The 24856-nt window shown below is 69.8% G+C and carries 22 protein-coding genes; 12 read left to right on the top strand and 10 right to left on the bottom strand.

What is annotated here, in order from left to right:
* Nucleotides 1-108 precede the first annotated feature (108 nt).
* Both K8940_RS13480 and K8940_RS13475 read right to left on the bottom strand, forming a co-directional pair.
* Nucleotides 109-822: an MBL fold metallo-hydrolase gene (locus tag K8940_RS13480; RefSeq protein ID WP_223390471.1), complete on the bottom strand. Its 714-nt coding sequence runs from the start codon at nucleotides 820-822 to the stop codon at nucleotides 109-111.
* Between the two features lie 74 nt (nucleotides 823-896).
* Nucleotides 897-2462: an amino acid permease gene (locus K8940_RS13475; protein WP_223390470.1), complete on the bottom strand. Its 1566-nt coding sequence runs from the start codon at nucleotides 2460-2462 to the stop codon at nucleotides 897-899.
* 181 nt (nucleotides 2463-2643) lie between these two features.
* Here K8940_RS13475 and hrpB point away from each other — a divergent pair, with 181 nt between their 5' ends.
* Together hrpB and K8940_RS13465 are read left to right on the top strand one after the other, a co-directional pair.
* Entirely contained in the window at nucleotides 2644-5100 is a 2457-nt protein-coding gene (gene hrpB / locus K8940_RS13470; RefSeq protein ID WP_223390469.1) for an ATP-dependent helicase HrpB, read from the top strand.
* A gap of 93 nt (nucleotides 5101-5193) precedes the next feature.
* On the top strand, nucleotides 5194-5676 hold the full coding sequence (locus K8940_RS13465; RefSeq protein ID WP_223390468.1) for a hypothetical protein: 483 nt from the start codon (nucleotides 5194-5196) through the stop codon (nucleotides 5674-5676).
* Nucleotides 5677-5691: 15 nt separating this feature from the next.
* On the opposite strand, the gene K8940_RS13460 is transcribed toward K8940_RS13465, so the two are convergent.
* Genes K8940_RS13460 through K8940_RS13450 form a run of 3 tightly spaced genes read right to left on the bottom strand, consistent with a single transcriptional unit; the run spans nucleotide 5692 to nucleotide 8836 of the window.
* Complete coding sequence (locus K8940_RS13460; RefSeq protein WP_223390467.1) at nucleotides 5692-6483, bottom strand: TrmH family RNA methyltransferase; 792 nt, start codon at nucleotides 6481-6483, stop codon at nucleotides 5692-5694.
* Between the two features lie 5 nt (nucleotides 6484-6488).
* Nucleotides 6489-7400, bottom strand: coding sequence for a class I SAM-dependent methyltransferase (locus K8940_RS13455; RefSeq protein ID WP_223390466.1), 912 nt, complete (start codon nucleotides 7398-7400; stop codon nucleotides 6489-6491).
* Nucleotides 7401-7417: 17 nt separating this feature from the next.
* Entirely contained in the window at nucleotides 7418-8836 is a 1419-nt protein-coding gene (locus tag K8940_RS13450; RefSeq protein ID WP_223390465.1) for a glycosyltransferase, read from the bottom strand.
* Nucleotides 8837-9044: 208 nt separating this feature from the next.
* Here K8940_RS13450 and K8940_RS13445 point away from each other — a divergent pair, with 208 nt between their 5' ends.
* From K8940_RS13445 to K8940_RS13430, 4 genes are read left to right on the top strand one after another with little or no spacing between them, the layout of a single operon-like run.
* Nucleotides 9045-9680 carry a TetR/AcrR family transcriptional regulator gene (locus K8940_RS13445; protein WP_223390464.1) on the top strand — a complete coding sequence of 212 codons (636 nt, stop codon included), beginning with the start codon at nucleotides 9045-9047 and terminating at the stop codon, nucleotides 9678-9680.
* A 4-nt stretch (nucleotides 9681-9684) separates the two neighbouring features.
* Nucleotides 9685-10491, top strand: a complete 807-nt coding sequence (locus K8940_RS13440; RefSeq protein WP_223390463.1) for an ABC transporter substrate-binding protein — start codon at nucleotides 9685-9687, stop codon at nucleotides 10489-10491.
* On the top strand, nucleotides 10434-11474 hold the full coding sequence (locus K8940_RS13435; RefSeq protein ID WP_223395858.1) for a FecCD family ABC transporter permease: 1041 nt from the start codon (nucleotides 10434-10436) through the stop codon (nucleotides 11472-11474). Before K8940_RS13440 ends, K8940_RS13435 begins: the two co-directional genes overlap by 58 nt.
* Nucleotides 11471-12223 (top strand): ABC transporter ATP-binding protein, encoded by a 753-nt coding sequence (locus tag K8940_RS13430; protein WP_223390462.1) that lies wholly within the window; start codon nucleotides 11471-11473, stop codon nucleotides 12221-12223. Before K8940_RS13435 ends, K8940_RS13430 begins: the two co-directional genes overlap by 4 nt.
* Here the strand turns inward: K8940_RS13430 and K8940_RS13425 are convergent.
* Nucleotides 12220-14313, bottom strand: coding sequence for a lytic transglycosylase domain-containing protein (locus K8940_RS13425; protein WP_223390461.1), 2094 nt, complete (start codon nucleotides 14311-14313; stop codon nucleotides 12220-12222). The two genes, K8940_RS13430 and K8940_RS13425, sit on opposite strands and share 4 nt — an antisense overlap.
* Before the next feature lie 254 nt (nucleotides 14314-14567).
* Between K8940_RS13425 and dapA the strand changes: the two genes are divergently transcribed.
* Both dapA and smpB read left to right on the top strand, forming a co-directional pair.
* Complete coding sequence (gene dapA / locus K8940_RS13420) at nucleotides 14568-15452, top strand: 4-hydroxy-tetrahydrodipicolinate synthase (RefSeq protein ID WP_223390460.1); 885 nt, start codon at nucleotides 14568-14570, stop codon at nucleotides 15450-15452.
* Nucleotides 15452-15910, top strand: coding sequence for an SsrA-binding protein SmpB (gene smpB, locus K8940_RS13415; protein ID WP_223390459.1), 459 nt, complete (start codon nucleotides 15452-15454; stop codon nucleotides 15908-15910). The genes dapA and smpB overlap by 1 nt, the downstream gene beginning before the upstream one ends.
* Before the next feature lie 4 nt (nucleotides 15911-15914).
* Here smpB and K8940_RS13410 read toward each other — a convergent pair whose 3' ends face one another.
* The 4 genes from K8940_RS13410 to K8940_RS13395 are packed head-to-tail and all read right to left on the bottom strand — an operon-like array spanning nucleotide 15915 to nucleotide 18742.
* Nucleotides 15915-16163 (bottom strand): hypothetical protein, encoded by a 249-nt coding sequence (locus K8940_RS13410; RefSeq protein ID WP_223390458.1) that lies wholly within the window; start codon nucleotides 16161-16163, stop codon nucleotides 15915-15917.
* Complete coding sequence (locus K8940_RS13405) at nucleotides 16156-17151, bottom strand: DUF2891 domain-containing protein (protein ID WP_223390457.1); 996 nt, start codon at nucleotides 17149-17151, stop codon at nucleotides 16156-16158. Before K8940_RS13405 ends, K8940_RS13410 begins: the two co-directional genes overlap by 8 nt.
* Nucleotides 17148-18086 (bottom strand): DUF979 domain-containing protein, encoded by a 939-nt coding sequence (locus tag K8940_RS13400; protein ID WP_223390456.1) that lies wholly within the window; start codon nucleotides 18084-18086, stop codon nucleotides 17148-17150. Before K8940_RS13400 ends, K8940_RS13405 begins: the two co-directional genes overlap by 4 nt.
* Nucleotides 18083-18742, bottom strand: a complete 660-nt coding sequence (locus K8940_RS13395) for a DUF969 domain-containing protein (protein ID WP_223390455.1) — start codon at nucleotides 18740-18742, stop codon at nucleotides 18083-18085. The genes K8940_RS13400 and K8940_RS13395 overlap by 4 nt, the downstream gene beginning before the upstream one ends.
* A gap of 149 nt (nucleotides 18743-18891) precedes the next feature.
* Between K8940_RS13395 and K8940_RS13390 the strand changes: the two genes are divergently transcribed.
* The 4 genes from K8940_RS13390 to K8940_RS13375 all read left to right on the top strand — a co-directional run bounded on the left by K8940_RS13390 (nucleotide 18892) and on the right by K8940_RS13375 (nucleotide 24845).
* Nucleotides 18892-19665 carry a class II aldolase/adducin family protein gene (locus tag K8940_RS13390; protein ID WP_223390454.1) on the top strand — a complete coding sequence of 258 codons (774 nt, stop codon included), beginning with the start codon at nucleotides 18892-18894 and terminating at the stop codon, nucleotides 19663-19665.
* 74 nt (nucleotides 19666-19739) lie between these two features.
* Nucleotides 19740-20450, top strand: coding sequence for a hypothetical protein (locus K8940_RS13385; RefSeq protein WP_223390453.1), 711 nt, complete (start codon nucleotides 19740-19742; stop codon nucleotides 20448-20450).
* Nucleotides 20451-20568: 118 nt separating this feature from the next.
* Complete coding sequence (locus K8940_RS13380) at nucleotides 20569-21702, top strand: efflux RND transporter periplasmic adaptor subunit (protein ID WP_223390452.1); 1134 nt, start codon at nucleotides 20569-20571, stop codon at nucleotides 21700-21702.
* Nucleotides 21702-24845 carry an efflux RND transporter permease subunit gene (locus K8940_RS13375; protein WP_223390451.1) on the top strand — a complete coding sequence of 1048 codons (3144 nt, stop codon included), beginning with the start codon at nucleotides 21702-21704 and terminating at the stop codon, nucleotides 24843-24845. Before K8940_RS13380 ends, K8940_RS13375 begins: the two co-directional genes overlap by 1 nt.
* Nucleotides 24846-24856: the final 11 nt, after the last annotated feature.

Raw genomic sequence — 24856 nt, 5'->3', positions numbered from 1 at the left:
GCGGGCCGCTTTTCCCCCACCCAGGCGGGCCCGACGGCGTTGAGGCCCGGCTCGCTTTAGCCCCCCTTGAGCGGGTCGGACCTCGATGACCCCGGAATGGGGCCTTTCTCAGCCCGGCGAGTGGTTCTTCGGCGCCTGATAGGCCAAGCCCTGGGCCTGCATGGCCGCGACGACGCGGTCTCCCACGAACGGATTGCTCCGCCGCTCGGCCCCGAAGGTCGACATCGGTCCATGGCCGGGTACGAAGCGCACGTCCTCGCCCAGCGGCCACAGCTTCTGGGTGATGGAGTCGATCAGGTCCTGGTGGTTGCCCAGCGGAAAGTCCGTCCGGCCGATCGAACCCTGGAAAAGCACGTCGCCGACCTGGGCGAACTTGGTCTCGCGGTGGAAGAACACCACGTGGCCGGGTGTGTGGCCCGGGCAGTGGAAGACCTCGAACTCGGTCTCGCCCAGGGTGACCTTGTCGCCGTCCTTCAGCCAGCGGTCGGTGACGAAAATCCGGGCCTCGGGCATGCCGTACTGCTCGCCGCTCTGCTGGATGCGGTCGATCCAGAACTGGTCGTCCTCGTGCGGGCCCTCGATCGAGACGCCGGTGCGGACCTTCAGCTCGGCCGCGCCGCCGGCGTGGTCCATGTGGCCGTGGGTGATCCAGATCTTCTCCAGCGTAAGGCCCTTGTCGGCGATGGCCTTGAGCAGGCGGTCGACCTCGCCGCCCGGATCGATAACGGCGGCCTTCATGGTCTTGGCGCACCAGACGATCGTGCAGTTCTGCTGCAGCGGGGTGACCGGGGCGATCACGGCGCCGATGGGCATCTGGGTCATGGGGCGACCTCCAAAAGAAAAGGGCGGGAGCCGAAGCGCCCGCCCTCTCTGACCTAAGGCCTAGCGGCCGAAGATCAATCGCGTTCTTCCTTCGAACCCGGGGCCGGGGCGCCCGGCATCGGGGCGACGCCCGTGGCCGGCGCGTTCGGATCCAGTTCCGGCACCTCGTCCACGCCCTTGCGGACGCCCGAGTTCCAGAAGCCGTAGGCGAAGTAGACGACCAGGCCGATCGCCGACCAGATCGGGAACAGGATCTTGGCGTCGTGCGGCAGGAACATGAACAGCACGATCGTGCCGGCCGCCGCGATCGGCGCGATCAACCAGACCAGCGGCGTCCTGAACGGACGGGCGCGGCCCGGCTGCTTGACGCGCAGGATCATCACCGCGATCGCCACCATCAGGAAGGCGAACAGGGTGCCCGAGTTCGAGATGTCGGCCAGCTTGCCCACCGGCAGGAAGGCGGCGGCCAGGGTCACGCCCACGCCCGTGATCATGGTCACGATATGCGGGGTCTTGAACTTGGGGTGGACGTTCGAGAGGACGCTCGGCAGCAGCCCGTCGCGCGACATCACGAAGAAGATGCGGGTCTGGCCGTAGATCATCATCAGGATGACCGAGGGCAGGGCGATGCCGGCGGCGATGCCGAGCAGGTTGCCGACGGCGGGGTGGCCGATCTGGCGCAGCACGTGGGCCAGGGCTTCACGCGAGCAGACCAGCGGCATGTTGCCCGCTTGGCTCAGGGTCGAGCACTGGTCGGCCAGGGCCTTGGAGCCGGGCGCCAGGATCTCGCCGGCCGGACCGAAGACCGGTTGCGCGCCATAGGCGCCGATCGCGCCGGCCGCGACCAGCAGGTAGAAGATCGTGCAGATGACCAGCGAACCGATCAGGCCGATCGGGATGTTCTTCTGCGGGTTCTTGGTCTCCTCGGCGGCCGTGGAGACGGCGTCGAAGCCCACATAGGCGAAGAAGATCGAGGCGGCGGCGCCGATCACGCCCGGCGTGCCCAGCGGCGCGAAGGGGTGGAAGTTGGCGTCGTTGATGACCGGCAGGGCCAGGGCGATGAAGGCCACCAGGGCCGCGACCTTGATGGTCACGAGCACGGCGTTGACCGTGGCGCTCTCGGTGGTGCCCAGGATCAGCAGGCCGGTGACGGCCAGCGAGATGATGATGGCCGGCAGGTTGACGATGCCGCCCGCGATGTACGGACCCGAGGTCAGCGCCACGGGCAGGGTCACGTGCAGCGAGTGCTCGATCAGGCCGACGACATAGCCGGACCAGCCCACGGCCACGGCCGAGGCGGCCACGGCGTATTCCAGGATCAGGGCCCAACCGACCAGCCAGGCGACGAACTCGCCCAGCACGGCGTAGGAGTAGGTGTAGGCGGAACCGGCGACGGGAACCATCGAGGCCAGTTCGGCGTAGCAGAGGGCGGCCACGGCGCAGACGAAACCGGCGATGACGAAGGCCAGCATCATGCCCGGACCGGCCTTCTGGGCCGCTTCGGCCGTCAGCACGAAGATGCCGGTGCCGATGATCCCTCCGATGCCCAGCATGGTCAGCTGGAAGGCGCCGAGCGAGCGGTGAAGGGATTTTTTCTCAGCCGTCGCTAGGATCGCATCAAGCGATTTTACGCGCCACATAGTTCCTCCTGGATAGGCAAGACTCCCCCCAGGGGTCGCCTTTGGAAAATTTTGCGGACCGTGACCCTTTTATGAGCATGGGGTCAAGGCCGAGCGGTGGATGCGCGTAAATGTTCTCCGCGCGGGCGCCTAGTCCAGCGATGCTTGAGGCGTGCGCCCGTCTGTGGCTAAAGCGGGCGCGATGTTGCCCATTTTCGAGGCCCTTCCGGCGCTGAAAGGCGCCCTGAGCGAACGGGAGACCGCCGTTCTCGTCGCGCCGCCCGGGGCGGGCAAGACGACGGCCGTTCCCTTGGCCCTCCTGGAAGAGCCGTGGACGCAAGGGCGCAAGATCATCGTCCTGGAGCCCCGCCGCCTGGCCGCCCGCGCCGCCGCGTCGCGCATGGCCGCCAATTTGGGCGAATCCGTTGGCGAGACCGTCGGCTTCCGCGTGCGCCTGCAGTCGAAGGTCTCGGCCCGGACGCGGATCGAGGTGGTCACCGAGGGCGTCTTCACCCGGATGATTCTCGACGACCCCGGACTGGACGGCGTCGCGGCGGTGCTGTTCGACGAGTTTCACGAGCGCAGCCTGGACGCGGACCTTGGCCTAGCCTTCGCGCGCGACGTCCAGAGCGTCCTGCGCGACGACCTGCGCCTGCTGGTCATGTCGGCGACCCTGGACGGGGCGCGGATCTCGTCGCTTCTGGCGAACGCCCCGATCGTCGAGAGCCAGGGGCGGATGTTCCCGGTCGACACCCGCTACCTCGGCCGTGACGAGCGCCCCCAAGCAACAAGAATGGGCCTGGAAGAGCGCGTCGGCCGCGCCGTCGAACGCGCCCTGGCCGAGGAGAGCGGCTCGATTCTGGTCTTCCTGCCGGGCCAGGGCGAGATTCGCCGTGCCGAGAACTGGCTGAACGAGCGCCTGCGCCGGCCGGACGTCGACATCGCGCCGCTATATGGCGCGCTGGAGCCCGCCGTCCAGGACCGGGCCATCTCGGCCGCGCCGGCCGGCCGTCGTAAAGTCGTGTTGGCGACTTCGATCGCCGAGACCAGCCTGACCATCGAGGGCGTCCGCGTGGTCATCGACGCCGGCCTGGCCCGCGTGCCGCGCTACGACCCCGCCTCGGGCATCACCCGGCTGGAGACTGTCCGCGTCAGCCGCGCCGCCGCCGACCAGCGCCGGGGCCGCGCCGGCCGCACCGAGCCGGGCGTCTGCTACCGCCTGTGGGACGAGCCCGAGACCCGCGCGTTGCCGGCCTTCGCCCGTCCCGAGATCCTGGAGGCCGACCTCTCGCGCCTGGCTTTGGACCTGGCCCGCTGGGGGGCGCGCGATCCTTCGGGCCTGACCTTCCTGGACCCGCCGCCGGCCGCCGCCTTCGCCGAGGCGCGGACCTTGCTGGGCCGCATCCAGGCGCTGGACGCCTCGGGCGATCTGACCGCCCACGGCAAGGCCCTGGCCGAGATGCCGCTGCCGCCGCGCCTGGCGCACATGGTCGTCCGCGCCGCCGCTTCGGGCCAGGCCCGCGAGGCCGCCGAGATCGCCGCCGTGCTGACCGAGCAGGGTCTGGGCGGCAAGGATGTCGACCTGCGCCGGCGGCTGGAGAACCTGCACCGCGACCGCTCGCCGCGCGCCCGCGACGCCATGGCCCTGGTCGAGCGCTGGAGCCGCGCGGCGGTCCGTAAGTCCGGCAGCGTCGAGATGGAAACTGGCCTGATGCTGGCCGAGGCCTATCCCGAGCGGGTGGCCAAGGCGCGCGGCAAGCCGGGCGAGTTCCAGCTGGCCGGTGGGCGCGGCGTCTATCTGGAGCCGACCGATCCCCTGGCGCGGGAGGCCTGGCTGGCGGTGGGCGAGCTGGGCGGGGGCGACAGCCGCGACCGGATCCTGCTGGCTGCGGCCGTCGACGAGGTCGACCTGCGCGAGGCCTTCGCCGATCGGCTGGTGGCCGAGGACCGCCTGGAGACCGCCGGCGGCAAGGTCCGCGCCAAGCGGCTGCTGCGGCTGGGCAAGCTGGTGCTGGAGGAGCGGCTGATCGAGAACCCCGACCCGGCCATGATCGCCCGGGCCCTGATGGATCAGGTCCGGGCCGACGGCCTGTCGGGCCTGCGGCTGGGGCAGGGTGTCGAGGGCTTCCGTAGCCGTGTCGCCTTCCTGCGCGGGTTGGACGGCGAGGCCTGGCCAGATCTGTCCGACGCCGCCTTGATCGCGCGTCTAGACGAGTGGCTGGAGCCTCTGCTGCACGGCCGCTCGTCCCTGGCCAGCCTCGACGAGAGCAGCCTGGACGGCGCGATCCGCGCGCTGGTCCCCTGGGACCTGCAGCAGAAGATCGACCAGATGCTGCCGGCCCGCTTCAAGGCGCCGACCGGCACCACGGTGGCTATCGACTACGCCGCCGAGGCCGGCCCGCGCATCGACATCCGCGTGCAGGAGCTGTTCGGCCTGACCGAGCATCCCAGCATCGCCGGCGGCAAGGTGCCGCTGGTGCTGTCGCTGCTGTCGCCGGGCCACAAGCCGATCCAGATCACCCGCGACCTGCCTGGCTTCTGGAAGGGCTCGTGGCGCGAGGTGAAGGTCGAGATGAAGGGGCGCTATCCGCGCCACGTCTGGCCGGACGACCCGGCGGCGGCCGCGCCGACGACGCGGGCGAAGCCGCGCGGGACTTGAAGACGCGCAAGGGCGAGCGGGCTTGCCCCCGCTTTCCGCGAGTGTAACTAGAGGTTGCGGGATTGATTCCGCTGCCGAGGGATCTTCGAAACCATGCGCCGTCTGCTGATGTCGTTCGCCGCCGTTGTCGTCGTTTCCTCGCCGGGTTTGGCCCACGCGGGCATCTACACCGACGAGATGTCCAAGTGCCTTGTACGCTCGGCGACGCCGCAGGATCAGTCTGATCTAGTGACCTGGGTGTTCGCGGCGATGAGCGCTCATCCGTCGGTGAAGGCCTACGCCAGCGTCACCGAGGCTCAGCGGACGGAGATCACCAAGAAGGCCTCGGGCCTGATGGAACGACTGCTGATCACCAGTTGTCGCAAGGAGACGGTCGAGGCTCTGAAATACGAAGGCTCGTCGGCGATAGAACAGTCCTTCGGCGTCCTGGGGCAGGTGGCCATGCGCGGGCTCATGGGGGATCCCAACGTCGCTCAGAATTTCGCGACGCTCGGCGAGTATGTCGATGCGTCGAAGTTCGAGGCCCTGGCCAAGGAGGCCGGCATCGCCGAGACGAAGAAGCCGGGCGCCAAATAGCGTTCCGACCGGACTCTACCCCGTCACCGTGTAGATCATGATCCCCGTGGCCACCGACAGGTTCAGGCTGTCGGCGCGGCCGCGCATCGGGATCTTGACGTTGACGTCACAGGCGGCGGCCAGTTCGGGCGGCAGGCCCTGCTGTTCGTTGCCCATCAGGATCAGCGAGGGCTTCACGTAGTCGGCGGACTTGTGGTCGACCGTGGCGGTCAGCAGGGTGCCGATCACGCTGCCGGGCCATTCCTCGCGCCAGGCCAGGAACTCGGAAATGGTGGCCTTGGCGATCTTCACCGCGAAGATCGAGCCCATGGTCGCTCGCACGCCTTCGACCGAGTAGGGGTCGACGCAGTCGCCGACCAGGATCACCCCGCCGCAGCCGGCGGCGTCGGCGGTGCGGATCACGGTGCCCAGGTTGCCGGGGTCGCGGACGGCCTGCATGGCCACCCAGCACGGCGCGCTCTCGGGCACGATGGCCGACAGGGGCGTGTAGACCTGCTTGAACACGGCCACGACCGCCTGCGGGTTGTCGCGGCGCGAGACCTTTTCCAGGATCTCGCGATTGACCTCGATCACCTCGCCGCCGGCCTTCACGCAGGCCGCGACGGCCTTCTTCAGCATCGGGTGGTCGGCGGCGTCGGGACCGTACATGACGATCCTGGGCGCGTGGCCGCAGTCGATCGCCTCGATGACGATCTTCAGGCCCTCGGCCAGGAACAGGCCGCTCTCCTCGCGCTCCTTGCGCATGTGCAGGGCGCGGACGGCCTTGACGGTGTTGTTGGTCAGGGAGGTGACGGTCTTGGTGTTCATGTCCATCAGCCTTCGGAAGACCAGCGGGCGAAGAACGACAGGCCGATCTGGCGGTCGCCCATTTCCTCGACCAGCGACAGCTCGCCCCAGTCGATGACGCCGCCGCGGCCTTCCAGCTCCTGGGCCAGAAGGCCCGACATCGCCGCGCCCGAGACGCGGGCGGCATAGGCGTTCATCAGCAGGAACGAGGCGTCGTCGCTGAGCAGGGTGGCGCAGTCCTTGGTCAGGGCGGCCAAGTCCTCGAACAGGCGCCAGACCTCGCCGTCGGCGCCGCGCCCGAACTTCGGCGGGTCCAGGATGATGCCGTCGTATTTGTTGCCGCGCCGCACCTCGCGGGCCACGAACTTGCGGGCGTCCTCGACGATCCAGCGGATCGGCTTGTCGGCGAGGCCCGCGAAGGCGGCGTTCTCGCGGGCGAAACCGACCGACTTCTTGGAGGCGTCGACATGGGTGACCGCCGCGCCGGCGGCGGCGCAGACCAGTGAGGCCACGCCCGTATAGCCGAACAGGTTCAGGATCTTGGGCTGAGGCCCCGAGGTCGCGCACAGAGCGCGGACCCGCTCGTCCTGCCACGCCCAGTTGGCGGCCTGCTCGGGGAAGAACGCCAGGTGGCGGAACGGCGTGAACTGGCCGTGGAACTTGGCCTTGCCCCATGCCAGGTCGAACTTCTCGATCGGCTTACCCTTGAAGCGCCAGCGACCGGCCTCGTCCTCGTCGGTGGGGTCGAAGACGGCATCGGCGTTGTCCCAGACCTTCTGGTCCAGGCGCGGGGTCCAGAAGCACTGCGGCTCGGGGCGCACCACGGTGTAGCGGCCGTAGCGCTCCAGCTTCTTGCCATTGCCGCTGTCCAGCAGGGCGTAGTCCGCCCAGCCGGTGGTGCGCATGACGATGGGGGCGGGAGCGATCTTCGGTGCCATCGCCCGCCCATACCGCCTTAGGCCCCGGGGCGTCCAGAGCGCGGGGCGTGCCGCGTCTTGTCCCAGCGATAAGGGGCGGTGACGAACTGGTGCAGCGCCCTGGCCGCCGCGGCGCTCTGCAGCAGCCAATAGCCGACCATGCCGAACAGGTGCAGGAACCTGGGCTTGCCGCCGGCCCGCACTACCCCGCGCGCTCCGGCCAGGGCCGCCGAGCTCCAGCCCAGGGCGTATAGCACGAGGTCCCAGGGCGGGATGGCGAAGGCGGCGTCGGGCAGGTAGTCGAGCATCGCCGCGACGATCGCCACCAGCATGACCGGCCCGTGCAGGTGGGAGGAGGCGACCGACTGGGCCAGGGTTAGGACAAGGGCCAGGGCGGTGCGCGGCTGGCGCGGGACCGGGCCGCGCGCGTGCACCGCCAGGGTCTGCATGTGGCCCTTGATCCACCGCGCGCGCTGCGGGAACCACTGGCCGGTGGTGGTCGGAGCGGTCTCCCAGGTGGGGCGGCCGATCACGCCCAGTGAAAAGCCGGCGGCGGCGAGGCGGAAGCCGACATCGGCGTCCTCGGTGACGTTGTAGGGATCCCAGCCGCCGACCGCGCGCAGGGCCGAGGTCTTGAAGTGGTTGCTGGTGCCGCCCAGCGGGAAGGCCAGGCCCCAGCGCGCCAGGGCGGGCAGCAGCACTTCGAAATGGGCGGCGTACTCCAGCCGGAACTGCGAGGGCAGGAAGAGCGAGAACCCCGGATCCTCGATCCGCAGCGGGGCCTGCAGGCAGGCCACGCGCGGGTCGGCGGCCGCGAACCGCGCCGCCGCCTCGCGCAGTTGGCCAGGATCGGGCATGTCCTCGGCGTCGTAGATCACCACCAACTCGCCTCGCGCCCGATCCAGAGCGTGGTTGCAGGCGCGCGGCTTGGTCTTGGGCGTTCCGGGCGGGGCGACCAGCACCTGGACGAAGGCGGGCAGGGCGATGGCGCGCACCGCCGCCTTGGTGACCTCGTCGTCGGCCTCCAGCACGATCAGGGCCTGCAGCCGGTCGCGCGGATAGTCCAGGGCGGCCAGGTTCTCGACCAACTCGGCCACGACCTCGGCCTCGCGATAGAGCGGGGCGATGATGGTGTAGGTCGGCAGGTCATCTTCGGCCAGCGGCGGCGCCGAAACCGGGGGCAGGGGCGTGCAGGCCGCCGCCAGGCGCGTGAACCCGCCCAGCAGGAAGACGCCGAAGAACAGGTGGTGGATCGCCGTGAAGACGCCGCTCGGCCTCAACGCGACGCCGAGCGCGGCGAGCAGGCCGGTCAGGGCGACGAACGCCGCCTGGGGCGTCGACAGGGTCTGGTGGGCGCCATCGCGCCCGTTCGCCGTCCGCGTCTCCGGCTGTTCGATGGACGCAGGTCCGCCCATCGGCGTGGACACAAGGTCCAGCCGTCCTTCTTCGCGCGCCATGGAAGCCCCTGACCGCCAATCGCCCCAACGACGCGAATAACGTAACCACAACCAAAGGCTGTCAAATGGAAAAATGCGCGTTTTAAGATCGGCCCTCGCGCGCGCGAACCCATGCGGGCAGTGGATTCTCCTGTCACGCATGTTCTTGCGACGGCTGGGTGATTCCCGTTTAGTGTCCTTCGGGGGAAATGCAGGGGAAGCCAAGTCCGTGACGGTCGTTCTGAAGAAGCCTCACAAATCCGCGCGAAAGCCCAAGGGCGACGGGCACTTGCGTCGGGGCGAGATCCTGGCGGCGGCCGAGAGGATCTTCATCGCCGAGGGCTATTCGGGCGCGACGATCCGCAAGATCGCCGACGCCGTGGGCGTGTCGTCGACCGCGCTCTACATGCACTTCCGCGACAAGGACCAGATCCTGCTGGAGATCAGCAACGACGCCATCGAGCGTCTGCTGGAGCTCAACACCCAGATCGCCGCCCAGCCCATCGATCCCGTCGCGCGCGTGCGAGTGATGCTGGAGGCGTACATGCAGTTCGCCCTCGACAACCCCAACACCTACCAGCTGGTGTTCTGCAGCGCCGGCGACCATATCTCGGCCGACAAGACCGCCGACGTCCTGGCGCTGGGCGACCGCTGCTTCGAGAAGTTCAGCGAGCCGGTGCACCAGATCGCCGCCCAGGGCCGCCTGCGCTCGGGCTCGGCCAAGGAGGCGGCCGAGGTGCTGTGGAGCGGCTGCCATGGCCTGGTCTCGCTGCTGATCACCAAGCCCTCGCGCGGCTGGTCCGAGCCCGACCAACTGATGAAGGTCATGCTGGACGGCCTGCTGTACGGCCTGGTCACGGACTGATTTCATGAACGCCGCCAAGGCCTTGCGCGCCCTTCTGGCGGCGATGGCGCTCGCGCCGACCGTCGCTGTCGCCGGGCCCCGCGTGATGTCGCTGGACTCCTGCGCCGACCAGTACGTGCTGGCCCTGGCGCCGCGCGAGACGATCGTCGGCCTCTCGCACCGGGCCATCGCCCGCGACAGCTACATGCGTGACAAGGCCGCCGGCCTGCCGCTGCGCCGGGCGACGTTCGAGAGCCTGGTGGCGGCGCGGCCCGACGTCGTCGTGCGGCTGTGGGGCGGCGACGCGCGACTCTCCAAGGCGCTGGAGAAGAAGGCCGTCGCCACCGTGGCCCTCGACGACGCGGCCGACTTCGACGGGGTCCGCGCCAATGTCCGCAAGGTCGCCGCCGCCCTGGACCGTCGTCCTCAAGGCGAGGCGATCATCGCGCGCATGGACGCCCAACTGGTCCAGGCCGCCGGAGCCGGGAAGGACCGGCCGGCCCTCTATCTGACGCCCGGCGGCTACACGGCCGGTTCGGGGACCCTGATCGACGCCATGCTGAAGAGCGCGGGCTATGCGAACGCCAACACCGCGCCGTACTTCGCGCCGGTCTCGTTGGAGCGGATGGTCATGGCGCCGCCGGCGGCGGTGGTGCTGGGCCTGTTCGACACCGTCCGCGCCGGGGCGGATCGCTGGGGACCGGGTCGCCACGCGGCCCTGCGCAAGGCGGTTGAAACCCGCACCGTGGCCTCGCTGCCGGCTTCGGTGGTCGGCTGTCCGGGCTGGTTCGCCGCCGACGGGGCCGAGATGCTGGCCAAGGCCGCGCGATGAGCCTGCCGCGCCTCTGCCTGCTGATGCTGCTGGTCCTGGCCGGCGCGGCGATCCTGGCCGTGTCGCTGGGCGAGACGCCGCTCGCCTTGTCCCAGTACGTCCAGGCCCTGAGCAATCCTGCCTCGCCGCCGGGCGAGGTGCTGTGGACCATCCGCGCCCCGCGCGTCGCCGTCGCGGCCCTGGTCGGGGCGGCGCTGGGCCTGGCGGGCGCGACCATGCAAGGGCTGCTGCGCAACCCGCTGGCCGATCCCGGCGTGCTGGGCGTCTCGGCCGTCTCGGGCCTGGGCGCGGCCCTGGCCATCGCGGCGGGCCTGGCCGTGGCGCCGGGCGCGATCGAGCTGTCGGCCCTGGTCGGGGCCCTGGTCGCCGGGGCCATGGTCGTGGCCCTGGCCGCGCGGTTCCGCGAGCCCGAAGCGCTGATCCTGTTCGGCGTCGCCTTGTCGGCGTTCGGCGGGGCGCTGACGGCGCTGGTCTTCAATCTGTCGCCCTCGCCGGTGGCGACGGCCGAGATCCTGGCCTGGCTGATGGGTTCGGTCGAGAACCGCGACTGGACCGACGCGGCCCGCGCCCTGGTCCCGATGGCGATCGGCGCGGCCCTTTGCGCCCGGGCCGGGCAGGGGCTTCGCATGCTGACCCTGGGCGAGGAGGCCGCGCGAATGTCGGGTCTGCCGATGCCGCGCCTGCGGGTCTACGCCGTCGCCGGTTCGGCCCTGCTTACCGGGGCGGCCGTCGCGGCGGCGGGGGTGATCGGTTTCGTCGGCCTGGCCGCGCCGCACCTGGTGCGGGCCCTGGTCAAGGACGACCCCAAGCGGATCCTCTGGCCCTCTGCCCTGGCCGGGGCGCTGCTGCTGGTGCTGGCCGACCTGGCCGCCCGCCTGATCCCCACCGACCAGGAGCTGAAGCTGGGCGTGGTCACGGCCCTGTTCGGGGCGCCGGCCTTCGCCATCCTGGCCTGGCGGGCCTCGCGGAGCTGGCGGGCATGAGCGCCTGGACGCTGACCGACCTCTCCGCGCGCCGGGGCCGCAAGACTGTGCTGGAGGCCGCGTCCCTGGCCGTCGCCGCCGGCGAGGTGGTGGGCGTGGTCGGGCCCAACGGCGCGGGCAAGACCAGCCTGCTGCGCGCGGGCCTGGGCCTGCTGCCGCTGTCCGGCGGCGAGGCGAGGCTGTCGGGTCGCGCCCTGGCCGCGCTGAAGCCCGACGAACGCGCCAGGCTGGTCGGCTACCTGCCGCAGGACCGCCGCGTGGCCTGGAACCTGCCGGCGCGCATGGTCGCGGCCCTGGGCGCGGGCGATCTGCCCGACGCGGCGGCGGACGTCCTGGCGCTGCAGAGCCTGGCTCGCGTCGGCGCGGCGGACCTGGCCGATCGCGGCGTGCTGGACATGTCCGGTGGGGAGCGGGCCCGGGTGCTGCTGGCGCGGTTGTTGGCCACCCGCGCGCCGCTGCTGGTCGCCGACGAGCCGGTGGCGGGCCTGGATCCCGACGCCCAACTGCTGACGCTGGACCTGCTGCGCGCCGAGGCGAGCCGAGGAGCGGCCGTGGTGGTGACCCTGCACGACCTGGGTCTGGCGGCGCGATCGTGCGACCGCATCGTCGTGGTCGATCATGGTCGCATCGTCGCCGAGGGGGCGTCGCGCGAGGCCCTGTCGCGCTCGATCCTGAACCAGGTCTTCCGCCTGGATGGCGAGCTGATCGAGACCGAGGTGGGGCCGGTGCTGGCTGCTCGCAGGCCTTAAGGCTGGGCCGTCGCGGTGTCGGCCGAGGCCACGGACGGCGCATAGACATAGCCGCCGCGCTTGAGGTCCTGGGACAGGGTCAACGGAGTGACGCCGCCGGCCAGGCGGGCGCGATAGACCATGGTCGTCTCCAGGGTCCGCATTACGTAGTTGCGGGTCTCGGAGAACGGAATGCACTCGATGAAGTCGAGCGGGTCGGTGGCCGCGCCGCGCGGGTCGCCGCACAGGCCCGCCCACTGGGCGGGCCGGCCGGGACCGGCGTTGTAGGCCGCGGCGGCCATGATGTACGAGCCGCTGAAGCTGCGGACCATGTCGCCCAGATACACCGAGCCCAGGCGCATGTTGTACGGGGCGTCCGTCAGCCGGTCGACGCTGTGGTCTTCGCCCAGCTTGCGGGCGACCAGCGAGGCGGTGGCGGGCATCAGCTGCATCATGCCGCGCGCGCCGACGCCTGAACGGGCGGCCGGGTCGAAATTGCTCTCCTGGCGCGAGATCGAATAGACGAAGGCCGTCTCGGCCGCGCCGGGACCCGGCGTGAAGTGGTGGTCCAGCAGCGGATAGCCGCGTTCGGGCAGGGTCATGCCGCGCTGGGCGGCGGTGCGGACCGCGCGCATGGCCAGGTCCTGGTCGCCGTAGCTGCGCGCCAGGTCGACCAGCAGGGCCGACTCCTCGGCGTTGGGCAGGGTGTCGTCGATATAGAGCACCAGGCTGCGGAACAGGTCGCGTTGCCCGATGTCGGCCAGGATCCGCGCGGCGCGGACCTGCTCTCGGCCGTAGAAACGGGCGCGGTCGGCCTGGGTGATGATCGGGTCGCGATCCAGCCGCAGCTCCGTCAGCCCCGCCTTCTCGGCGGCCAGTTGGCCGTAGAAGGTGGTGATGTAGCGCGCGCCCTCGGCGTAGAAGGCCTGGGCGGCGATCAGGTCGCCCTGCGCCTGGGCGGCGCGACCCTGCCAGTAGAGGGCGCGGCCCTTGGTGATCGGCGAGGCGCCGACGGCGGCGATCTGAGCGAAGTGGGCGGCGGCCGCGTCGGGGTTCCGCAGGCGGGTCAGGGCGATCCAGCCAGCGTAGAACTCGCTTTCGGCGATGTCGGCCGGGGCCAGGGCCTGGACGTTGTCGGCGGCCGCGTAGGCGCCGGCGCTGTCGCCCGCCTTCAGGGCCGCGACGACCAACTGCTTGCGCTCCTTCCAGATGACGCTGGAGGCCTCTTCCGTCGGCGGGGCCGGGAAGTTGACGACCATCGGAAGGGCCAGGGTTTCCATGCCCTTGCGGCGCAGATAGGCGGCGCGCTCGAACACCACCCCGGGCGAGGCCTGCAGGTCGGGCGTCAGGCCGTTGTAGAGGTCGTTGGCGTTCGACGCGCCCTGACGATAGGCCATGCGTACGCGGGCGGCGGCCTGTCCCGTGTCGGACAGCAGGGCGACCATGTCGCGCGCGGCCGGGCCCTGCTGGCCGTACAGCAGGATGTCGGCGCGGCGGTTGTAGTCGTCGGGCGTCAGCATCGACCCGAAGCGGGCGATCATGGCCCGCTGGGCGTCGGCCTCGAACACCTTGTCGCGGAAGGTGCGGCGGATGAGGTTCGTGGCGTCCTGGTTCCGGCCCAGGGCCTGGTAGGCGCCGGCCATGGCCATGGCGCCGTCGGCCGTCGTCGGCTGGGCGCCGCCGAACCAGGCGATGACGCGGGCGGGGTCGAGGCCTGAGGTGGCGATGGCCTTCTCGGCGGCGCTGTCGCGGCGAGCGCCGCGCGGCCAGCCAGCCAGGTCGCGGCGAGCGGCGTCCAGCTCGAAGAAGCTCAGGGCCTCGGCGTTGCTGTCCACCAGGGCCCACTGGGCGATCTTGCGGGCGACCGGGTCCTGCAGGCTGTCCATGGCCATGCGCGCGCCCGAGACGTCGCCGCGCTTGGCGGCGGCCAAGGCGGTCTGCAGATTGCCCGCGTCGACATCCGACAGCGTGGCCGAGACGGCGGTCGGCGGCGTGCTGATCAGGCCGGGCTGCTGCGTCGCGTAGCCCGTCGTCTGGGCGTCCGCGGCCCCCACGACCAGGGCGACGATGCAAGCTCCCCCAAGCAGAATCCGACGCGCCACTGAAGCCAAGACACTCTCCTTAACCAAGCCTCGAAGAGCTTGTATCCGAATCTCGGACCACGCCCTATGCGACGATTCAGGCCCTAATAGGTTTAAGAGCGGTTGGCGGGGCTTGACCGCACCGGCTTCCCCCATCAAATCCGCACCTGTCCCACCAACCGCGTCGGCGCGCCGGTTGCGGAACGGCGGGGCAGCGACATATTGTCCGCCCCCATCATCCTGCCGCAACCGAAGCGGCGTCTCCTCACGGCAATTTGCAAGTCATGGTCCATTCTCCGTTCAAGGGCGTCATTCCGGCCCTCGTCACGCCGTTCCGGGACGGTGAGGTGGACGAAAAAGCGTTCGTGGCCCTGGTCGAGCGCCAGATCTCGGGCGGCGTCCATGGCCTGGTGCCGGTCGGCACGACCGGCGAGACCTCGACCCTGTCGCACGACGAGCACAAGCGCGTCGTCGAGCTGTGCGTGAAGACCGCCGCCGGCCGCGTGCCGGTGATCGCCGGCGCGGGCAGCAACTCGACCGACGAGGCCATCGAACTGGCCGCCCACGCCAAGACCGTCGGCGCCGACGCCGCCCTGGTGGTGACGCCGTACTACAACCGCCCCAGCCAGGAGGGCATGTACCAGCACTACAAGGCGATCAACGACGCGGTCGAGCTGCCGGTGTTCGTCTACAACGTGCCGGGCCGTTCGGGCGTCGACATCTCTAACGACACCCTGGCGCGCCTGTCCAAGCTGCCCAACATCATCGGCATCAAGGACGCCACCGGCGACCTGACCCGCATCAGCTTCCAGCGCCTGATGTGCGGCGAGGACTGGGTGCTGCTGTCGGGCGACGATCCGACGGCCCTGGGCTACATGGCCCACGGCGGCCACGGCGTGATCTCGGTCACCGCCAATGTCGCGCCGGACGCCACCGCCGCCTTCATGAACGCCTGCATGGCGGGTCAGTGGGAAACCGGCCTCTACTGGCAGGATCGCCTAGTGCGCCTGCACAAGGCCCTGTTCCTGGATTCCTCGCCGGCCCCGACCAAGTTCGCCCTGGCCCATCTGGGCCTGTGCTCGGAAGACGTCCGCCTGCCGATCACGCCTTGCGCCGAGGGCGTCCGTCCGACGATCCTGGAGGCCATGCGCGAGGCCGGTCTCGAATAATGACCAAGCCGATCGCGGAAAACCGGCGCGCCCGGTACGACTACTTCATCGAGGAGACCTTCGAGGCCGGCATCATGCTGACCGGCACCGAGGTGAAGTCGTTGCGCGTCGGCCGGGCCAACATCGCCGAATCCTACGCCTCGGTCGAAGGGCGCGAGATCAAGCTGATCAACGCCGACATCCCGCCCTACGGCCACGCCAACCGCTTCAACCACGAGCCGCGCCGGCACCGTAAGCTGCTGCTGCATCGCAAGCAGATCGACAAGCTGATCGGCGCGGTGCAGCGCGACGGCCGGACGATGATCCCGCTGAAGCTCTATTGGAACGAGAAGGGCCTGGCCAAGCTCGAGATCGGTCTCGCCAAGGGCAAGAAAAACCACGACAAGCGCGAGACCGAGGCCGCCCGCGACTGGCAGCGCGACAAGGCCCGCCTGATGAAGGGCGACCGGGGCGACTGAGGCGCTAGCCCAGGTCGAACAGCGGCAGGAAGCCGAGTATCAGGCCGAGCGCGAACCCGATGGCGCTGACGATGAGGTAGTTGCGAACGTCCGCCCGGACGTCCGTTTGCGTCTGCGCCATCTTCATCCGCGCCATGTGAGGCCCCGTGACCGCGCCTTCCTCGACGCCATGAAGTCGTCGCACGATCCGGCCGGAATAACGTTGTTCTGGCGCAATGTCAGGGCGCGGATGACTTTGGGCGGCGTTATCCATTCTCCAGCGCCAGCAGGGCGAAGGTGGCCAGCCAGTGCTCGCCCATATAGTCGCCCGAGACGTGCGGGATGGCCGCCGCCAGGTGGTTCAGGGCGGCGTTGATCGCGGGTTGCTTGGCCGGGTCGGCCTCGGACATCGCCGCCGCCAGGGTCCGCCAGCACCAGGCGCGCGACAGGTTGAGGCCGTCCAGATGCGCGATCTTGCCGTCGCTGCGGTCGCTGACCCTGGCCGGCGTGAACAGCGTCGCCGGCTGCTTGCGCGCCAGGTCGGGCAGGAAGCGCGGGAACCACAGCTCGAAGCTCGCGCGCGGCAGCAGGCGGCGCATGGCTTCGGCTTCGATCAGGGCGGGCGAAAGGAAGTCGTCGCCCGACGGTTCCCAGGCCGGACAGGCGGCGTCCTGGCCGTACCAGACCAGAGCGCGGTTCTGCAGCAGTTCGAAGAAGGCCTGGTCGTTGGTCATCTCGGCGTACTCGTAGGCCAGGACCAGGGCGAAGGCGGTGTTGAAATGCGTGCCCGCGCGAACCGGATAGTCGGCGATCGGCAGGAAGGCCTCGAAGCGCGCCTTGAACGCGGCGGCCAGGGGCGCGTGGGCGTGGGCCCAGGACCGCTCGTGACGCAGCAGTTCGGCCTGCAGCATCAGACTCCAGGCCCAGCCGTAGGGACGCTCGAAGCCCCGGCTCTCGGGACGGGCCAGATAGGCGACCTCGCCGGCGACCTTCTCCGGGGTGAACGCGTCGTCGAACAGGGCGATGATCTGGTCGGCCTCGGGCATCTCCGGGCGCAGGCGCAGCAGGGTGGCCAGCAACCAGTAGCCGTGGACGCACGAGTGCCAGTCGAGGCTGCCGAAGAAGATCGGGTGCAGGTCACGCGGCGAGCGGACGTCGTCCGGTCCCGCCATCACGTGATCCAGCTTGTTGGGATACTCGCGGGTCAGGTGGCCCAGGGCGATCTTGGCGAAGCGCGAGGCGGTGGAGCGGGCGAGGCTCATCGGAAGGCGAGGGCGTGCATCAGGACCACGTTGACGACCAGCATCAGGACCGCGGTCGGCGCCTGGGCGCGGATCACGGCGTAGCGGTCCTTCAACTGTAGGAGCGCGGCCGGCACAAGATTGAAATTGGCCGCCAGCGGCGTCAGCAGCGTGCCGCAGAAACCCGACAGCATGCCGATGGCGCAGACGACGGCCGGATCGCCGCCGAAGCGGCCGATCACCAGGGGCAGGGCGATGCCGCCGGTCATCACCGGAAAGGCCGCGAAGGCGTTGCCCATCATCACTGTGAAGACGGCCATGCCCAGGCAGTAGGCCGCGACGGCCGCGAAGCGGCTGTCAACGGGCGTCAGTTGCACGGCGATCTCGCCGATGGTCTTGCCCACGCCCGCGACGGCGAACACCGCCCCCAGGGCCGCCAGCATCTGCGGCAGCAGCGCCGCCCAGCCGACCAGGTCCATCAGGCGGCGGCCTTCCTGCAGCGGCGCGACGGCGGGTTGGCGGAACATGACCTTGGCCAGGACGGCCGCGACCAGGGCCGCGAAGGCCAGCGAGATCAGCGTCGCCTGCTTGGGATCGACGAGCGGCAGGCGCTTGAGCGTCAGCGAACCCGCGAGCACCAGCACGGGGATGACCAGGGCCGGGACGAACAGCCGGGCGCCATGGGTCGCCGCCAGGGTCTCGCGTTCCTCGGGCGATGTGGTCTTCGGCGCCCCGACGCCCAGCTGGCCGAAGCCGGCGATCAAGGCTAGCGCCAGGGCCAGGATCCCGTTGCCCAGGTCGCCCAGCCGGTCGCCGGCCAGGAAGCTGACCGCGAACAGGCCCCAGAAGGCGGCGTTGCCGAAGCGCTTCCTGTTCTCGCGGTCGGCGGCGCTGAGTCCGGCGAAGGCCCCGAAGGTGAGACCGGCCAGCAGGTAGACGAGCGGCAGGCCGATCATTCTGAGACCTCGGCCTTGGTAAGGCTGCGATCGAACAGCAGCAGCCGCGCGCCGTGGACCAGGAAGGCGCAGATCGCCGTCGGGATCGCCCACATGGAGAGATGCAGCGGCTCCACCGTGATGCCGCTCTGATCGAGAAAGCCGACGATCAGCAGGATCGAGCCGATGGCCAGGAAGATGTCCTCGCCGAAGAACAGGCCGACATTGTCGGTGGCCGCGCTCATGGCTCGCACCTTCTGGCGCGTGTCGTCGTCCAGCGGCTCGGCGGCGGCCTCGGCCATGGGGGCGATCAGGGGGCGGACGGTCTGGGCCTGGCCGGCGACCTGGGTCATGCCCAGGGCCGCCGAGACCTGGCGCAGCGCCAGATAGGCCAGCAGGATCCGCCCCGGCGTGGCCGCGCGCAGCCTCTGGATCGTCCTGCGCGCCTGTTCCCGCAGGCCCGCCCGCTCCAGCACGCCGATGGCCGGCAGGACCAGCCAGGCGACGCTGACATAGCGGTTGGTGTTGAAGGCCTTGCCGAAGGCGGCCAGAACTTCGACCGGCGATAGCCCGGCGGCCAGACCCGAGGTCAGGGCGGCGGCGATCACGACCAGCAGCGGATTGAAGCGCAGGGCGAAGCCCAGCACGATCACCAAGACGCCCAACAGGGTCAGCATCCGCCGCGACTCTCCCCTCAACTTCGAAGAGAGCGTCCGGCGCCGGGGCGAGGCTGGCAAGCGCGCAGGGCGCCTAATCGGGCCTCTTGACGGCTTTCCGCCCTGGCGCGACCCTCAAGGTAACAATGATAACCTATGGGAGGCTCACCATGGCCGATGGCGCTCTGCCGATTTCATCCCTGAAGGGCAAGGTCAGCGAAGCCGAATGGCAGGCGCGGGTCGATCTGGCCGCGCTCTATCGTCTCGTCGCCCTGCACGGCTGGGACGACATGATCTTCACGCACATCTCGGCTCGCATTCCGGGGCCCGAGCACCACTTCCTGATCAATCCGTACGGCATGTTCTTCGGCGAGATGACCGCTTCGTGCTTGGTCAAGGTCGATCTGGACGGCAACATCGTCGACAAGACGCCGTACTACATCAATCCGGCGGGCTTCACGATCCACTCGGCCATCCACGCCGCGCGCGAGGACGCCCACTACGTCATGCACCTGCATAGCGACCAGGGCACGGCGGTGTCGGCGCACAAGGAAGGCCTGCTGCCGCTGACGCAACATTCGCTGATCGTCTTGCCTCAGGTCGCCTATCACGATTATGAAGGGATTGCGCTCAACTTGGACGAGCGGGAGCGGCTGGTGGCCGACCTGGGCGACAAGAAGCTGATGATGCTGCGCAACCACGGCACCCTGTCCGTGGGCGCCTCGGCGGCGGAGTGCTGGTTGGGGATGTTCTTCCTGGAGCGGGCGTGCGCGCAGCAGGTGATGGCTCTGTCGATCGGACGCGACAACGTCCTGCTGGCGCCCGACGCGGCCCAGGAGGAGGTGCGCAAGCAGACCGGCATGGGCATGGGACTGATCGGCGGCCTGGCTTGGCCCGGCTGCCTGCGCAAGCTGGATCGCGAGCTGCCGGGCTACGCGGACTAGCCGGCGTTTCGAAGGTTTGGAGAGCCGTCGCGGTCCTGGCGACCGCGGCGGCTTTTTCGTGTCCGGCGACCGCCGTGCTGGCCGGGGCCTGGCCGCTCGAGCCGGGCCGGACCCAGCTGATCGCCAAGTACGAGCGCACGACCGCCGACCAGGGCTATGATCTCGACGCCGGGCTGGTCGACATCGATCCGCGTCGCGACGAGAGCCTGTCGGTCTTCGTCGAGCGCGGCCTGACCTCGCGCCTGACCCTGCAGGCCAAGGCCGGCGTCACGCGCGGCCACGATCGCTGGGTCCGCTATTCGGGGCGCGGACCTGTCGAAGCGGGCCTGCGGTGGGCGGTTCTGCGCGGCGAGCGCTCATCCCTTGCCGTCTATCTGGGCGCCGGCGAGGCGGGCGCGGGCCGCAACGCCGGGTACGCCGCGCCGGGCGAGGGCAGCCTGGACCTGGAGGCGCGGGTGCTTTTGGGCCGCTCGGCCGTCTGGAAGGGGCGCGAGGTCTATGCCGATCTGCAGGCCGCGCGACTGAAGCGCCAGGGCCTGGCGGACGAGACGCGAGTGGACGCGACCCTGGGCGTGAGGCCGGCGAAGACGTGGCTGGTTCTGGTCCAAACCTATACCGGACAAGCCGATCGCGGGCCGATCCGCTCGCGCTGGCTGAAGAGCGAAATCTCGGTCGTCCGATCGTTCGGCGACTGGAGCGTGCAGGGCGGCTGGCGCGATACGGTCTCGGGCCGTGAAACCGCTCGCGATCATGGCGTCGTGCTGGCTCTGTGGCGGCGACTATAGCTTGTTTCAGGTCTGCAATAGTCCGTCATCCGCGTGTCACTGGACGCCGCTTTAGGCTGCGGTGCATATCAGCCGCACTTATAGCTTCGCCGACTCTACTCGGCGCCGGAGCGTTTCGTTGATCCGTAGGCACTTCTTCCTCGTGGTGGCCCTGGTCGCCGTTGTCCTGATGCTGGTGGTGGGCGGCCTCAAATTGGCCTTCGCCAACAAGGACGCCAAGGGCGCGGGCGGCGGCGCGCGCGCGACCAACGTCTCGCAGCTGGTGGTGGGCGAGCGGCCGTTCACCGACCGCATCGAGGTGCTGGGCGCGGCCAAGGGTCGGCAGTCGGTGACGATCACCTCCAACACCCCGGAACTTATCACCGCGGTGCACTTCAGCGACGGTCAGGCGGTGTCGCGCGGCCAGGTGCTGGTCACCCTCAAGGCCGACCAGGAGGACGCCGGCGTCTCGGAGGCCAAGGCTCGCCTGGCCCAGGCCGAACGCGACTACAATCGCTGGAAGACCCTGGCCGACAAGGGCATCGCCCCGCGCGCCACGGCCGAGCAGTACCTGTCCGCCCTGGAGGTCGCCAAGGCCTCGGTGGGCACGGCTCAGGCTCAGAAGCTGGATCGCGTGCTGCGCGCTCCGTTCTCGGGCCGCGTCGGCATCTCGGATGTCGCGCCGGGCATGCTGATCGCCGCCGGCACGCCGATCGTCAGCCTGGACGACGCCTCGGTGATCCGCGTCGACTTCTCGGTGCCCGACCGGTACCTGTCGACCCTGCGCGTGGGCCTGCCGATCGCGGCGCGTCCCGACGCCCTGGCCGGCCAGACTTTCCAGGGCCACATCGCCCAGATCGACACCCGCATCGACCCGGCCACCCGCGCCATCAAGGCCCGCGCCGAGTTCCCGAACGCCGACGGCCGCCTGAAGCCGGGCATGCTGGTCAAGGTCGCCATCGACCAGGGCGTGCGCACCGCCGTCGCCGTTCCGGAGGCGGCCGTGCAGTTCGAGGGCAACCAGGCCTCGGTCTTCCGCATCGCCAAGGGGCCCAAGGGCATGGTCGCTCGCCGCACCGACGTCGACACCGGCATCACCGAAGCCGGCTTCGTCGAGATCCGCTCGGGCCTGACCAAGGGCGACAAGATCGTCGCCGACGGCCTGAACCGCATCCAGGACGGCGCGCCCGTCGGCGGCGGGAAGGGCGGCGGCCAAGGCGGCCCCGGCGGCAAGCAAGGCCAACAAGGCGGCGCTGACCGGAAGGCCGGCTGATGCTGTCCGACCTTTCCGTCCGTCGTCCCGTATTCGCCGCCGTCGCGGCGATCATCCTCTGCGTCATCGGCCTGGCGGCGTACAGCTCGCTGCCGATCCGCGAGCTGCCCAGCGTCGATCCGCCTGTGGTGTCGGTCTCGACCGCCTATCGCGGGGCCTCGGCCGAGGTCATCGAGGAGCGCATCACCCAGGTGATCGAGCGCCAGGTGGCCGGCATCCAGGGCATCGACCGCGTGAACAGCAGCAGCCGCGACGGCCGCTCGCAGATCACCATCACCTTCAACCTCGACCGCGACCTGGACGCGGCCGCCAACGATGTGCGCGACGCCGTCAGCCGGGTGACCAGCAACCTGCCGGACCAGGCCGACCCGCCGCAGATCGCCAAGGCCAACGCCGACGCCTCGCCGATCATCATCCTGAACCTGACCTCGACGACCCTGGATCCGCTGGCCCTGGCGGACTACGCCGACCGCTACCTGGTCGAGCGGATGTCGACGATCGACGGGGTGGCCCAGGCCAACCTGTTCGGGGCCAAGATCTACGCCATGCGGATCTGGCTGGACGCCAACGAGATGGCGGCCCGCAACGTCAGCGTCGACGACGTCGAAAACGCCCTCAACGCCCAGAACTTGGAACTGCCCGCCGGTTCGCTGGAAAGCGCCTCCAAGGACTTCACCATCCGCGTGGCCCGCGCCTACGCCAAGCCCGAGGAGTTCGCCCGCCTGCCGCTGCGCGCGGCCGACGCCAACGGCTTCGTGCTGCGCCTGGGCGACGTGGCCCGCATCGAGGAAGGCCCGGACGAGCGCCGGCGCATGTTCCGCGGCAACGGCATCGACCAGGTCGGCATCGGCCTGACCCGCCAGTCCCAGGCCAACGATGTCGCCATCTCCGAGGCCGTCCGCAAGGAAGTGGACGTCATCAACCAGAGCCTGCCGCCGGGCACCAAGTTGGTCGTGGCCGTGGACAACTCGGTGTTCACCGCCGAGGCCATCCACGAGGTTTGGATCACCATGGGCATGTCGATCGGCCTCGTCGTGCTGGTCAACCTGGTGTTCCTGGGCAGCTGGCGCTCGGCGCTGATCCCCTCGATCGTCGCGCCGATCTGCATCCTGTCGACCTTTATCATCCTGGCCCCGATGGGCTTCTCGCTGAACCTGCTGACCCTGCTGGCCCTGGTGCTGGCCGTCGGCCTGGTCGTCGACGACGCCATCGTGGTGGTCGAGAACATCCAGCGCCGCGTGGACGAGGGCGAACCGGCCCTGGTCGCCGCCGAGCGCGGCACCCGCCAGGTGTTCTTCGCCGTCGTCGCCACGACCATCGTGCTGATCTCGGTCTTCGCGCCGCTGATGTTCCTGCCCGGCTATATCGGTCGCCTGTTCGTCGAGCTGGCCGTGGCCATCGCGGCGGCGGTCGCCTTCTCGGCGCTGCTGGCGCTGAGCCTGTCGCCGATGATGGCCTCCAAGCTGCTGCGGCCCGCCCACGGCGAAGGCTGGCTGGCCCGCCGGGTCGACAAGGCCATGGACGCCCTGAAGAACTCCTACCGGGCTTCGCTGGAAGGCATTCTCGGGGGCTGGTCGGCCGCCATCGCCGGCGTGCTGGTGGTCGTGCTGGCGGGCTTCGCCTTCCTGCTGTTCAGCCACCTGCCCAAGGAGCTGGTGCCGCCGGAAGACCGGGGCCGGGTCGATGTCCAGATCAGCGCGCCGGAAGGCGCCGGCTACGACTACACCGCCTCGATCGGCTCGCGCATCGAGAAGATCATCTCCAAGTATCGCCAGGACGGCGAGGCCGAGCGCACCATCCTGACCATCCCGCGCTTCGGCCAGAACCAGTTCAACAGCGGCAACGCCGTCGTGGTCATGAAGCCCTGGGGCGAGCGCAAGAAGACCGCCGACGAGGTCGCCGCCGAACTGAACAAGGATCTCTCGAAGATCACCGGCGTGCGCGCCATCGCCAGCGTGCGCGGCCCGTTCCAGCGGGGTGGCGGCGGCGGCGGCGGCGGCGGCACCAACGTCGACCTGATCGCCGTCGGCAACGACTACGTCCAGCTGGCCAACTGGCTGAAGCCGATCCTGGCCGAGGCCCAGGACAATCCGGGCCTGTCGCGTCCGCGCCTCGACTACGAGCCGACCGCGCCGCGTCTGCTGGTGCAGATCGACCTGGACAAGGCCGCCACTCTCGGTGTCTCGGCCCAGTCGGTCGGCCGGGCGCTGGAGACCATGTTCGGCTCCCGTCAGGTCACGACCTACATCAAGAACGGCCAGGAATACGACGTCCTGCTGCAGACCAACCTCGACCAGCGCCGCAGCGTCGAGGACCTGAACCGGCTGAACGTCCGCACCAGCTCCGGCGCCCTGGTGCCGCTGTCGACCGTGGTGACCACGCAGCTGCGCGGCGACACCCCGGACCGTCCGCGCGTCGACCGCCTGCGCTCGGTGACCCTGACCACCCAGCTGAACCCCGGCTACACCGTCGGCGACGCCGTGACGTTCTTCCAGGACCAGGCCAACCAGCGCCAGGCGCCCGGCGTCAGCATCAAGTGGGGCGGCCAGGCCAAGGACTATCTGGAAGGCTCGGGCGGCATCGCCATCGCCTTCGGCCTGGCCCTGCTGCTGGTGTTCCTGGTGCTGGCGGCCCAGTTCGAGAGCTGGATCCACCCGGCCGTGATCATGCTGACGGTGCCCCTGGCGGCCCTGGGCGGCCTGTTCGGCCTGCTGATGACCGGTTCGACCATCAACACCTACAGCCAGATTGGCCTGATCATCCTGGTCGGCATCGCCACCAAGAACGGCATCCTGATCGTCGAGTTCGCCAACCAGCTGCGCGACGAGGGCCTGACGGTGCGCGAGGCGGTGATCGAGGCGGCGGCCCTGCGCCTGCGTCCGATCATCATGACCTCGATCGCCGCGGCCATGGGCGCCCTGCCGCTGATGTTGTGGGCAGGCGCCGGCGCGGGAAGTCGCAAGACGATCGGGGCGGTGATCTTCACCGGCGCGATCTTCGCGACCCTGCTGACGCTGTTCATCGTTCCGGTGTTCTATGACCTCCTAGCGCGCTTCACGAAGTCGCCGGAGTGGACGGCCCGGCAGATCGAAGAGTATGAAGCCCGCGAAAAGAGCGGCGAGGAGCAAACCTTGCCCGCGTAACGCAGGTGAGG

It is taken from the genome of Caulobacter segnis, assembly GCF_019931575.1.
GTDB lineage: Bacteria > Pseudomonadota > Alphaproteobacteria > Caulobacterales > Caulobacteraceae > Caulobacter > Caulobacter segnis_C.
This window is presented reverse-complemented; position numbering and strand designations above follow the sequence as displayed.